Raw genomic sequence first — 13,003 nt, 5'->3', positions numbered from 1 at the left:
TAGAATGAATGAAGATATTAGTAGTAAAAAATTAACACTTCAAGGCCTAAGTAAGCTTAAACTAAATATCGACTTGAGCTCTGCAGCAAGCCAAAGTACGGGAGCTACAATAGTTAAAAAAAGAAGAAAAAAATCTCATGATACAGAAGAACATGATTTACTTGATGAAGATAAGTTAGGTTCTTTAACTGAAAAAGAGCAAATTTCCCGTATCAATGCTGTGCAAAATGCCGCTCTATTAAAAGAAAAGAATCTGAAAGAAGAGCAAGAAGAAGAGGAAGAAGAGAGTAGCGAGGAGATTAATAAACCGGATACTCCATTTAAAGAATCAGCAGGTCCTGTGAAGTTAAGGGAAGATGGTGATATTGAGAACGAAAACAAAAGGCCTGCTAAAGTGAGTAAAGATACTTACTCTAAGCATTCAAAATTGATAATCGCGCAGGCAATTGATGAAAAGCTTGAACAACCTCCTGTATTTAGACAAAAATTTGGTATAAGAAGTAAAAAATCAAAATTTACTAAGGGTAAAAATATATCAAGGGAAGTGATTATACCGGACGAGATTACTATCAGAGAGTTATCTATTCGTATGGCAGAAGATAGCAAGAGTGTGATAAAAATGCTAAGGGAAGAAGTAGGTGAAAGTTATATGGTAGATGATTTGATAGATCCGGATATAGCACAAGAAATAGTGGAAAAATTCAATCATAAGGCTAAAAGAGTGAGTGAAGCTAATAAAGAAAAGGATTTACTTTTTGTAGAAAATCAAGCAAATTTGCCGAGGAAACCTAAACCGCCAATTGTTACTTTTATGGGACACGTGGACCACGGTAAGACCTCATTGCTTGATGCATTTCGTGAATCTAATATCGCAGAAAGAGAGTCAGGCGGAATAACTCAACACATAGGTGCTTATCAGATACTAACAAAGGGCAATCAGAGGATTACCTTTATTGATACACCAGGTCATGAGGCGTTCACAGCAATGCGTGCGTGTGGTGCCAATATAACTAATATTGTTGTGATAGTAGTTGCAGCGGATGATGGAATTATGAAGCAAACAATTGAAGCAATCAGCCATGCAAAGGCAGCAAATGTTTCCATTATTGTTGCTGTAAACAAAGTTGATAAAGCACAACCAGGCGATGTAGAGAAAGTAATCCATAGTCTACCACAGTATGATCTTATTCCTGAAGAACTGGGCGGTGACGTTATGGTTGTACCGGTATCAGCAAAAAAGAAGATGAATCTGGATAAATTAGAAGAAGCTATACTACTAATAGCTGAATTAACGGAATTGGAGGCAATAGAAGACTGTCGAGCTCTTGGATGGGTGCTAGAGTCTAAAATAGACAAAGCTAAAGGAATATCTGCCACGTTGATAGTTGAGGAAGGAACATTAAAAGTTGGTGATATGTTGGTAGTTGGCACGGTGTATGGTAAAGTGCGTAGTATGGTTAACCATATCGGTCAAAGAGAACAAGCTGCATTACCGTCTTCTCCAGTTGAAATTACTGGACTGAACAATGTACCAAATGCTGGGGATAAATTTGTTGTAGTAAATTCTGAAAAACAGGCGCGTGAAATTGTTGAGCATAGATTAGAGCTAATTAAGAAACAACAAGAAGATTCCGTAAGCGATGTTTTAGATATATTTAGCCGTAGTAGTAGCGAGATAGAAGAGCTGTCTGTAGTTTTAAAATGCGACGTAACTGGTTCTATTGAAGCAATTTCAAGTTCGATTGATAAACTTGGTAAAGATCAAGTCAAGTTAAATATTTTACACAAAGCGGTTGGGGGAATAACAGATTCGGATGTATTACTGGCTGAAGCGTCAAATGCAGTGATTTTGGCCTTCAACGTGAAGGTAGACACAAAAATAAGAGAGTTAGCAAAGCAGAAGGGTGTGGAAATACATACTTATAATATAATATACGAACTTATCGATGATATGAGGATGTATTTAACAAAAATGTTAAAGCCAGTGACAAAAGAAGTACGTGTTGGTTCTGTGTCTGTGAGGCAGATATTTAATACATCTAAAACTGGCAATATTATTGGATGTTATGTTAGTGATGGGGTGATAAAAAAAGATTCTCTAATCAGGATAATGCGCGATAATAAATTAATATATGAAGGAAAATTGAAAGCATTGCGCAGGTTTAAGGATGATGTTAAGGAGGTAGGTGCAAATTTTGAATGTGGAATATCACTGGAAGGTAGCGTTGATATTAAGGTTGGAGATGTACTGGAAGCTTATCAGTTAGTGCAGGAAGAAAGGGCATTGTAGTATGAAGAAGGAGATTAGAAACCTAAAAATAGCATCAGTGTTACATAGGGCAATCTCTAGGGTTTTAATAGAAGGGCAGTTATTTTCTAAGAATGTAGCAATATCTGATGTTAAATTAAGTAAGGATTTAAAAAAAGCAGATGTCTATGTAGTTTTATCTTCATTAAGTGGGGAGGATTGTGATATTAATGCTATTGTTGATGAAATGAATCAATCTGCATGGTCAATACGCAAATCTATATCGAGTGAGGTTGATTTACGCTTTATGCCTGAGTTGGTTTTTAAGCCTGATTTAGCATTTGATAATTTTATTAACGTAAATAACATATTAAATAACTCTGATGGACTTTAATAGTTATTTTTCATTGATGAGATTGCATAGTCCAACAGGTTTGTGGCTTGTATTGTTCCCAAGTTTGAGCGGTATCCTTTTAGCTTCAACCTCTTTATCAGGACAGACTTTTTTTTACCTTGTTTTATTCACTATAGGTGCATTTTTAATGAGGCCTGCCGGGTGCATAATTAATGATATATGTGATAGAAAAATAGATGCATATGTTGAACGAACAAAAGATAGACCACTTGCAAGTGGTACATTAAACGTAAAGCAAGCCTTGGTCCTACTTTTATTATTGTTATCTATCGCTTTGATAATATTGCTACTTACCAACAAAACTACACTTATACTTGGAATAATTTCAATGTGTATGATAGCCATCTATCCTTTACTTAAGCGTTATGTTTGGTGGCCACAATTATTTTTAGGTTTTACCTTCAATATGGGGTCATTAATGGGTTGGGCAGCAATAAAGAATCAAGTTAGCATAGAGCCAATACTTTTTTATGTAGGATGCATTTTTTGGACACTTAGCTACGACACCATATATGCTCATCAAGATAAAAAAGATGATGAAAAACTTGGAATGAAATCAACTGCATTATATTTTGGTGATACAACAAAATCGTGGTTGAAAAGGTTTTATTTAATAACTCTCATGGTGTGGCTGTATGCTGGCATTTTATCATCATTAAATAATGTTTTTTTTATTGCTCTACTTGCTGTAGGACTGATATTCCGTCACCAATATAAAAATTTTAACCCTGATGATCCCAGTCAGTGCATGTCCATATTTAAAAATAACTCCTATGTAGGGCTATTGCTTCTTTTTGGTATCTTTTTGGATAGAGTAGTAAATTTATAAACTTTTATTACTTTCCGTTGAGATTATTTCTTAGAAGATCTGGACGACTGGCTTCAATATTACTGCTTGGTTGTTTGCGTTGAGCACAGTATTTAAGTGCTGTCTTAACAGCAACAGTTACAAATAGACAAGCCGATGCTCCAATAATAATTCCATCTCTCCAGCCTTCATTATAACCTTCGCTACAACCTTCGTTATAACCCTCATTATAACCTTTATTGTAGTCTGTAGTACAACTTATGTGTTGTTCGGTTTGCTGTCCAGAAATATATTGATAAGCATATTCTGTTACCTTTGTTGCCAAAAACGCTACAGGTGCCCCTAATGCAGCTTTTATAGTAACATCCGTAATATCTTTTATATTCATTACTTTTTCTTAAAAATCAAATTTACTGATTTCCTTGTTGTTGTCTTGACAAAATTCTGTAGCTTTTGCAGGTTTAAATTTACTAGATCAGTTGCTATATACACCAGCAAGGATAAATAAGGCTTGCGTTATGGATTTAAATAAATTTACCGAAAAAGCAAAAAGCCTGATTCAAAGTGCTCAGATGAAAGCACTGGGAGCTGGGCATCAGGTTTTTAGACCTGAGCATATGTTAAAAGCAATGCTTGATGATGGGCTGGTCCAGGACTTAATAAATGCATGTGATGGAAATGTGCAGGATATTACCGCTGCTGTTGATAATACAATAAAAAAATTGCCAGTAGTTGATGGTCCAGGAGGTGGTGGTCTTCAGCTTTCAAGAGAAGTGGCAAAAGTTTTTGATGATTCGCTCGGTATTGCTAAGCGTGGTAAAGACTCTTTTGTCACTGTTGAACGCTTACTGCAGGGTTTGGCTGCACAAACAGATTATCCTGCAGGCAAAATTCTAAACGAAAACGGTATTACACCGAAAAAATTGGATTCAATTATTACAAAAATGAGAAATGGCAGTAGTGCAGATTCACCAAATAGTGAGGAAAAATTAAACGCTGCAAAGAGATATACAAAAGATATTACAGAGCTTGCTATGCAAGGAAAGCTTGATCCTGTGATTGGCCGTGATGAAGAGATTAGAAGGACAATGCAAGTATCACTTCGGCGTACAAAAAATAACCCAGTGCTGATCGGTGAGCCTGGCGTTGGAAAAACTGCAATAGTTGAAGGTCTTGCAAACAGAATTGTTGCAAACGACGTGCCACTTGGGCTTCTGGGTGCAAAGGTTTTGGCTTTAGATCTTGGTGAGCTAATTGCTGGAACTAAGTTCAGAGGGGAGTTCGAGGAAAGGCTAAAAGCGGTTATTAATGAGGTTTCAAAAGCAGATGGTAAAATTATATTGTTCGTAGATGAGTTGCACACCTTAGTTGGGGCTGGGGCAACAAGTGGTGCAATGGATGCCTCCAATCTACTGAAACCTGCTCTTGCGCGTGGAGAAATCCGTTGTATAGGAGCTACAACTCTGGATGAGTATCGTGAACATATAGAAAAAGATCCAGCCCTTGCAAGGCGTTTTCAGCCTGTTTTTATATCTCAACCAACTGAAACTGATACTATTTCTATATTGAGGGGCTTGAAGGAAAGGTATGAAGTGCATCATGGAATTAGAATCACAGATGGAGCAATAATTGCCGCTGCAACGCTATCTAATAGGTACATAACTGATAGATTTTTACCTGATAAAGCAATTGATTTAATTGATGAGGCGGCAAGTAGAGTAAGAATTGAAATGGATAGCAAACCTGAAGTTATTGATGAGCTTGATAGAAAGATTGTCCAACTAAAAATCGAAGCAGAAGCTCTAAAAAGAGAAAGCGATGAGAGCTCTAAACAACGTTTGAAAAGGATAACCGATGAAATCGAAAGCTTGGGCGGTAAATTTGCCGATCTAAACAGCAAATGGCAAATAGAAAAAAATAGAATAGCAAAAATACAAAGTATTGCTGAGAATTTAGATAATGCGAGAAAAGAACTAGAATTAGTGCAACGAAGTGGAAATTTAGGCAGGGCAGGAGAATTGATGTATGGCGTAATTCCTCAGCTTGAAGATGAATTGGAGAGTCAGGAGCAAGTGACTGACAATTTTTTGAAAAAAGAGGTAACAGAAGGTGATATTGCAAACATTGTTTCAAAATGGACGGGAATACCAGTTGAAAGCATGATGCATAGCGAAAAAGAAAAGCTTCTTAATATGGAAAAAGAGATCGGTCAAAGGGTAATCGGACAGAAAGATGCAATAGAAGCAATAAGTAATGCAGTTAGGCGCTCACGCTCTGGTGTGCAAGATACTAATAGACCTTTTGGTTCATTTTTATTCTTAGGACCAACAGGTGTTGGTAAAACAGAGCTTGCAAAAGCCCTTGCTGAATTTTTATTTGATGATCAGTCAGCGCTTCTGCGTTTTGATATGTCAGAATATATGGAAAAGCATTCTGTTTCAAAGCTGATTGGTGCACCTCCGGGGTATGTTGGTTATGAGCAAGGTGGAAGATTAACTGAATCAGTGAGAAGAAGACCGTATCAGGTTATTTTATTTGATGAAATAGAAAAAGCACATGCGGATATATTCAATTTGTTGCTGCAAATTCTGGACGAAGGAAGGCTGACTGATAGCCATGGCAAATTTATTGATTTTCGCAATACTATTTTGATTTTAACATCTAACCTTGGTTCTGAAATAATGCTGAAAGGAGATTCTGATTCTACAAAAGATCAGGTTATGCAAATAGTAAAATTAGCATTCCGCCCAGAATTTTTGAACAGGTTAGATGAGATTATAATGTTCCATAATTTGACGAAAGATGATATCTCTAAAATTATTGATGTACAATTTTCTTACTTGCAAAAAATACTGGCTAAGCGTAAACTTAGCATAAGTTTATCACCAGAGGCTAAGGACATAATAGCAGAAATTGGCTATGATCCTGAGTATGGGGCAAGGCCTCTAAGACGAGTAATACAGGAACATATTCAAGATAATCTAGCTAAGTTAGTTTTATCAGGGGAAGTAGTGGAAAATGATAATTTAATAGTGTACGCTCTTAATAATGAAATCTTAGTTAAGAAGGTTTAAGTTAATTGTGTATTTTTATTTCTAAAAATGTGTGTAGATCATAATGTTGATACTGAGTCTCTATTTAAGTTAGCTGATCAAGAAGGCCAGCAAGAAAATATCAAAGAATTTATTAAATATTTTTATAGTTTTGTTTATAAAAGCGACCTAAAAGCCAATGATAAATTTTTGTTATATATTGCAAAGGATGCATATGACTTTGTTCTTAAAAAAGAGAAAGAAGAAAGTAAATTAGCAATTAGTAATGTAAATGATATACCAGGAATAGAAGGCAATTTCACTACAATAAAAGTAGCAAATGATGATATGCCATTTCTAGTGGACTCTATAATTGGCACTGTTAAGGCACACGATTTAACTATATGCTATTATAGCAATAGCATAGTCAATATTCAAAGGAAAAACAGCCTAATTGATGAAATTTATCCACTAGAAGAAGATAGTGGAGTTAAGGAATCAGTTATATATATAGTTATCAAGGGTATAAGTGATAGCTTTGTTGATACACTGGAGCAATCTCTGCAAAAGACTCTACAGGCAGTGAATTGTACGGTAAAAGATTGGCAATTGATGCTTCATAAGCTTGATGAGGCAAGCCTGTCTGTTGTACTTGATACTGAGCTCCAGAAAGAGGAAAAGATGCAGATTCCAACATTAAGCGCTGAGATGGAAATGAACCCAAGTGAAGGAAGAAATTTCTTAAGCTGGCTTAAAAACAACAATTTTGTGTTTTTAGGTTATCAAGAGTGTGTTGCCGGTCAAGATGGAAAGCTTGCCCCTAATGATAAGGAAAATCTTGGCCTGATTAGAGCAAGTGAAGAATACCAAAATATGTTAATTCCTTCTGCGGATCTTGGTTTTTTATACATATTAAGATCAGATTTAATTTCGATAGTGCATAGGCGTACATATATGAATTGCATAGGAATAAGGGAATTTGATGATCAGCAAAATATTGTAAAGGAAAGGCGTTTTTTTGGATTATTTACCTCTGTAGCTGAAGTGCAAGATATTCGCACTATTCCAATAGTAAAAGATAAAGTGAAAATCATAGAAAAAAATGCAGGATTTGTAACAGGAGGTCATAATAACAAGGCATTAATTGCCATTCTGCAAGCATTCTCATGCGATGAGTTGTTTCAATCCAACGAAGAAGAATTATTTCAAATCTGCATTGCAATTATGTCTCTTGCAATAAGGCCAAGAGTCAAGTTGTTCTTAAAAAAGGTAGGAGTTTTTGTTAGCTCTATAGTGCTTATACCAATGCGTTATGCTAGTGCTAGGTTAATGTTTAAAGTACGTGATATATTGAAAGATGAAATAGGTGCAGAAAGCTCAGATATTTATAACAATCACATTATTAATGAATATGACTTAATGAAGCTTCATGTAGTGCTTAAAGTAAAGGATGCTAGCATTACTGAAGATGAAGTCTTGCGTATTGAAAATAAATTGAGAAATATTACAGAAAAGTGGGAAGATCGCTTTATAGAAAATTTATACAATACCTTCAGTACTGTTGACAATATATTCATCCGTTACTCTAAAGCATTTCCGATAAGCTATCAGGATAGTTTTGAACCTCAAGATGCATATTATGATATGAAGAAATTGGAAATAGTTAGAAAGAAAAAAAGCAGCGAAGTGGATTTGCGCCTTACTCGCGATAATCTGAACTATCAGTTAAAGGTTTACACTCCAAATAACGAAGGTCTTGAGCTGTCGAAGATATTAAAAATCACTAAAAACTTGGGAGCTAAGATTCTTTCTCATAATGGCTATTACATAGATATCAATGGTGGGATATGGATACATCATTTCGTATTATCAAGGGTCGATGAACTAGTTGATAACATCACTCTGAAGGAGCAATTTGAAATAACGCTTACCAAAGTATTTAGCAGAGAAATTAGGAATGACTATTTTAATAGTTTGATCATTATTGCTGGACTGAAGTGGAAAGAAGTGCTCTTAATTAGAACATTAAGTGCTTATTTAAAACAGATATCATTTAACTATAATCAAGAATACATTCAGAAAGTAGTTGCAGAGTATCCAAAAATTACAAAATATTTAGTGCAACTATTTCATGTAAGATTTGATCCTAGTATAGACATTGATAGAGCGGAAACTACGGAAATTTTTAAAGAAAAAATAGAGGAGCTTTTAAAGGAAATCAGCAATGTATCACATGATTACGTCTTGCGCTCAATGTTTAATCTAATAATGGCTATTTTGAGAACCAGTTATTATCAGGATGAAAAGCCATATTTATCGACAAAGTTTGATTCGAGTAAGATCAGCGGGTTACCTGATCCTCGGCCTTATCGCGAATTATATGTTTATTCAAGTCTCTTTGAAGGAATACACTTAAGAGGAGGGAAATTAGCGCGTGGTGGCTTAAGATGGTCGGATAGAACAGAAGATTTTCGCACTGAAGTTCTTGGATTAATGAAGGCCCAGATGACAAAAAATGCAGTTATTGTGCCTGTTGGTGCAAAAGGCGGATTTGTAATAAAGCATGTTTATAAAGATAAGAATACCTTAAGAGAGAAAGGTGTTGAATGCTATAAGAATTTCATTAGGGGTATGCTTGATATCACCGATAATGTAGTAGATGGTAAGATAGTTTTACCAGAAAACGTAATTCGCTATGATGAAGATGATCCATATTTAGTAGTTGCGGCAGATAAAGGAACTGCTGCCTTTTCTGATTATGCTAATCAGATCTCCTCTGAGTATAATTTTTGGCTTAGTGATGCATTTGCATCAGGCGGCTCAGCAGGCTATGATCACAAGAAAATGGGCATAACGGCAAGAGGTGCTTGGATTGCAGCACAGAGGCATTTTTGGAAAATGAATAAAGATATCTACCAAGAGGCAACTGTCGTTGGAATCGGTGATATGGCAGGTGATCTTTTTGGTAATGGCATGCTGCTGTCAAAGAATATGCGTTTAGTCGGCGCATTTAATCATATGCATATCTTTATTGATCCAAACCCTGATGCAAAAAAAAGTTTCACAGAACGCAAACGTCTCTTTAAATTACCATCTTCAACTTGGATGGACTATAATAAAGATCTAATTTCTAAAGGTGGCGGGGTTTTCGCGCGCAGTAGCAAACAGATAAATATTTCTCAAGAAATGAAGGAGTGTTTTGGCATTGGTGAAGATACATTATCTCCTAGTGAATTAATCAGATATCTGCTCAAGGCGGAAGTGGACTTCATATGGAATGGAGGAATTGGCACATTTATCAAGGCAAAAAACGAGAGTCATGGTATGGTCGGTGACAAAGCAAATGATGAGTTAAGGATAAATGGTAAGGATATTAGAGCTTCTATGTTTATAGAAGGCGGAAATTTGGGATGTACACAGCTCGGAAGAATAGAATATGCTGAAAAAGGTGGGTATATAAACGCAGATTTTGTCGATAATTCAGCAGGTGTTATATGTTCTGATCTTGAGGTTAATATCAAAATTGCATTTGTTTCAGCTATGAAAGATAGCGGCATTTCTTTAGAAAAAAGAAATGAAATACTGGCCAGCATGGTGGATGAGGTCGCATTCAAGGTGCTTGAGGATCACAACAGAATTGAGACAAAGGCATTACTTCTTGAATGTTTGCAAACTAAAGAAAGAGTGGAGCAGCATCACAGATTATTACTCAATTTAGAGAAATCTGGACTGTTAAATCGCGCTGTAGAATTTCTTCCAACAGACGAAGAAATAGCCGGAATGCTCACCGGAAGTGGTGGTTTTAGCTCTCCTCAGCTTTCCGTCCTTATGTCTTATGCTAGAACCGCAATAAAAAACGAAATTATACACTCTGACTTGCCTGAGAAGGACTTATTATGCAGTGACTACTTACTAAATTATTTTCCACAGAAGATGGTAACGGAGTTCAAAGATTCCATATTAAAACATCAGCTTCGTAAGGAAATTATTTCCACTTGCATTGCAAACGATGTAGTAAATAGAATGGGTTGTGTATTTATTAATAATCTTGTTGAGAATACTAGAGTGAAAGTGCACGAGGCGGTTAATATATATATTGTTATTAGTCACTTATATGATTTGAATAGTCTATGGCAGAAAATTGACGAATTGGATGGAAAAATTGATGTTAATTCATATCTGCAAATAGTAAGGAATATGCAGAAGTTTATTGGTAGAGTATCATTTTGGTTGGTAAAAAATCTTGGTAAACTAAATCTCACAGAACTAGATGATGTAATAAAGTTCAGAGATGTAATTGAAACTTTGCGACAAAATTTGACTGATGTTTTGGATGAGCGCCTACAGAAAGTCTACAGCAGTGAGCTTACTTCCTTATTAGAGCTCAATATAGGTAAAGACTTAGCAGAGAAAATTGCTGATCTGTATGTTCTTGTTTATGCGCTAGATGTTATAGCTGTTACTGAGCAGGCATCTTTGCCTATTCTTGACACTGGCAAAATATACTTTGAATTGCAATCACTGCTAAGATTTGATCTGATCAGAAATATCGCTATCAAAATGAAAAGTCGTTCTTCCTATTGGGATCGCAGCTTGATCAATGATTCGTTAGACGATCTGAGCGATTACCACCATAAGCTGACTGTTGAAGTCATAAAAGCTGCTGGTGATAAGAAAAATAAAGTCCAGATTTGGGCACACAATGACAATGGTTACATAGAAAGTTACAATAATTTTTTAGATGAGATGGTCGCCTCTAAGCTTGATTTAAGCAAATTAATATTCATAATCAGAAGAATTAAATTTGTAGGAAAATGTTTAATATAGGCTTTGCAGAAATTTTGGTAGTAGGGTTAGTTAGCATAATTGCTCTTGATAAAAGTAAGGTGCCTGTATTTATTGATCTTATTAAAGGTATATATAGATATTTTCTAATTATAAAATCTAAAGCTAAAAAATTGCTGAAAGATGCTGGGATTGAAGATTTATATAAGGAATGTGATACTGAAAAAATAAATTATATAGTTGGTGAAGATGGTAAGCTTTATCCTGCTTACGAAACAGAATCTTTATCAAAAGCTAAATTCCAAAAGAGGCAAAATGACAGCAAAGATACTGGTAGTAGATGACATAGCATCTAATGTAAAGCTTTTAGAAGTTAGGCTGAAAGCAGAATATTATACAGTTATTGTAGCCCACGATGGTGAAGAGGTTATGGATTTAGTAGAAAGCCAGCAACCTGACATCATATTGCTTGACATTATGATGCCAAAAATGAATGGCTTTGAAGTATGTAAAAAGCTAAAGAGTGACCCTTCAACGACCCATATACCAATAGTTATGGTAACTGCACTGCATGACACTCACGATAGAGTGCAAGGTATTAATGCTGGTGCAGATGATTTCCTTACTAAACCAATAGATGAAACTGCTTTGTCTGCGCGCATCAAGTCACTTACACGTCTAAAAATGATTATAGATGAATTGCGCTTGAGAGGAGAAACTAATGCTGAGATTGGTGGAATAGCGGGAAGTAGCATCATGGATTATTCCAATCAGATTTTTGATGCTAATATACTTGTAATTGATGAGGATGTTTTTCAAGCAGAACAAATAAATAATATTTTGAAGCACCGTTTTAAATCAATTAAAATATTAAATGATCCGATGGAAGCTCTAGAGGTTGGTATTAAAAACAATTACAATTTGATTATTTCTGATATACACTTTTCAAAAACTGATGGTTTGCGCCTATGTTCTGAGTTTCGTAGCAAGGTGGAAACACGTTATACACCAATTCTGATTCTTTCTGAGGATTATGACAAAAATAACCTAGTTAAAGCACTTGATGTGGGTGCAAGTGATTACCTAGCAGTACCTCTAGATGAAGGTGAGTTAATAGCAAGGGTTAATCTGCAGGTAAAGCGCAAAAGATATCAAGATGCTCTGAGGATGAACTTATTCAATAATGCAGAAATGTCTATAAAGGATCCTCTAACTAATTGTTACAATAGAAGATATTTTGACACGCATTTAAAAAATATTGTTAAGGATTCTGTAGAGAAGTGTCGAAATCTATCCCTTATGATGATTGATATAGACCATTTTAAGGCAGTTAATGATGATTTTGGACATAATGCTGGAGATGAGCTTTTAAAGCAAGTTTCAAAAAGAATTTCTGAAAATATTAGAGTAACAGATTTACTGGCAAGATTTGGTGGCGAGGAGTTTGTTGTTGTAATGCCAGATACAAATATATCAAGTGCATGTTTCATTGCAGAAAGAGTCCATGAAATTATTGCTAAGACGCCATTTAAACTTTTAGGTCAAGATACAGAGCATGAAATAACTGTAAGCATTGGAGTAGCGGAAATGGAAAGTTCTGATCTATATAATACAAAGCAATTCATAATGCGTGCTGATAAACACCTATATAAGGCAAAAAATAGCGGCAGAAATAAGGTGGTTGTTGATTAGGCTTCCTTACTTTTTGCTCTTGT

General features: G+C 35.4%; 8 protein-coding genes. 7 read left to right on the top strand and 1 reads right to left on the bottom strand.

Going from position 1 to position 13,003, the window contains the following annotated elements:
* Positions 1 to 4 precede the first annotated feature (4 nt).
* From infB to ubiA, 3 genes are read left to right on the top strand one after another with little or no spacing between them, the layout of a single operon-like run.
* Positions 5 to 2,290 (top strand): translation initiation factor IF-2, encoded by a 2,286-nt coding sequence (infB, locus tag HF197_RS02555; RefSeq protein ID WP_168464152.1) that lies wholly within the window; start codon positions 5 to 7, stop codon positions 2,288 to 2,290.
* Between the two features lies 1 nt (position 2,291).
* Positions 2,292 to 2,642 carry a ribosome-binding factor A gene (locus tag HF197_RS02550; RefSeq protein ID WP_168464151.1) on the top strand — a complete coding sequence of 117 codons (351 nt, stop codon included), beginning with the start codon at positions 2,292 to 2,294 and terminating at the stop codon, positions 2,640 to 2,642.
* On the top strand, positions 2,632 to 3,492 hold the full coding sequence (gene ubiA / locus HF197_RS02545) for a 4-hydroxybenzoate octaprenyltransferase (protein WP_168464150.1): 861 nt from the start codon (positions 2,632 to 2,634) through the stop codon (positions 3,490 to 3,492). Before HF197_RS02550 ends, ubiA begins: the two co-directional genes overlap by 11 nt.
* Before the next feature lie 7 nt (positions 3,493 to 3,499).
* On the opposite strand, the gene HF197_RS02540 is transcribed toward ubiA, so the two are convergent.
* A complete protein-coding gene (locus tag HF197_RS02540) occupies positions 3,500 to 3,859 on the bottom strand; it encodes a hypothetical protein (RefSeq protein WP_168464149.1) in 360 nt (119 codons plus the stop codon).
* Between the two features lie 130 nt (positions 3,860 to 3,989).
* On the opposite strand from HF197_RS02540, the gene clpB reads away from it, so the two are divergent.
* From clpB to HF197_RS02520, 4 genes are read left to right on the top strand one after another with little or no spacing between them, the layout of a single operon-like run.
* Entirely contained in the window at positions 3,990 to 6,545 is a 2,556-nt protein-coding gene (gene clpB, locus HF197_RS02535) for an ATP-dependent chaperone ClpB (RefSeq protein WP_168464148.1), read from the top strand.
* Between the two features lie 27 nt (positions 6,546 to 6,572).
* A complete protein-coding gene (locus HF197_RS02530; RefSeq protein WP_168464147.1) occupies positions 6,573 to 11,330 on the top strand; it encodes an NAD-glutamate dehydrogenase in 4,758 nt (1,585 codons plus the stop codon).
* Complete coding sequence (tatB, locus tag HF197_RS02525; RefSeq protein WP_168464146.1) at positions 11,318 to 11,632, top strand: Sec-independent protein translocase subunit TatB; 315 nt, start codon at positions 11,318 to 11,320, stop codon at positions 11,630 to 11,632. The genes HF197_RS02530 and tatB overlap by 13 nt, the downstream gene beginning before the upstream one ends.
* The gene (locus HF197_RS02520; RefSeq protein ID WP_168464145.1) at positions 11,604 to 12,980 is read left to right on the top strand and encodes a PleD family two-component system response regulator; all 1,377 of its coding nucleotides are present in this window, start codon (positions 11,604 to 11,606) and stop codon (positions 12,978 to 12,980) included. Before tatB ends, HF197_RS02520 begins: the two co-directional genes overlap by 29 nt.
* The last annotated feature ends 23 nt before the right edge of the window (positions 12,981 to 13,003 follow it).

Source organism: Wolbachia endosymbiont of Ctenocephalides felis wCfeT (assembly GCF_012277295.1).
Lineage (GTDB): Bacteria > Pseudomonadota > Alphaproteobacteria > Rickettsiales > Anaplasmataceae > Wolbachia.
Note: the sequence above shows the minus strand (reverse complement) of the source record. Positions and strands in the feature narration are given on the sequence as shown.

Excerpts from the sequence above, each read along its gene's own strand:
- HF197_RS02540 (WP_168464149.1), bottom strand. The coding sequence starts at position 3,859 with ATGAATATAAAAGATATTACGGATGTTACTATAAAAGCTGCATTAGGG.
- HF197_RS02520 (WP_168464145.1), top strand. The coding sequence starts at position 11,604 with ATGACAGCAAAGATACTGGTAGTAGATGACATAGCATCTAATGTAAAG.
- HF197_RS02530 (WP_168464147.1), top strand. The coding sequence starts at position 6,573 with ATGTGTGTAGATCATAATGTTGATACTGAGTCTCTATTTAAGTTAGCT.
- ubiA (WP_168464150.1), top strand. The coding sequence starts at position 2,632 with ATGGACTTTAATAGTTATTTTTCATTGATGAGATTGCATAGTCCAACA.
- tatB (WP_168464146.1), top strand. The coding sequence starts at position 11,318 with ATGTTTAATATAGGCTTTGCAGAAATTTTGGTAGTAGGGTTAGTTAGC.
- HF197_RS02550 (WP_168464151.1), top strand. The coding sequence starts at position 2,292 with ATGAAGAAGGAGATTAGAAACCTAAAAATAGCATCAGTGTTACATAGG.
- clpB (WP_168464148.1), top strand. The coding sequence starts at position 3,990 with ATGGATTTAAATAAATTTACCGAAAAAGCAAAAAGCCTGATTCAAAGT.
- infB (WP_168464152.1), top strand. The coding sequence starts at position 5 with ATGAATGAAGATATTAGTAGTAAAAAATTAACACTTCAAGGCCTAAGT.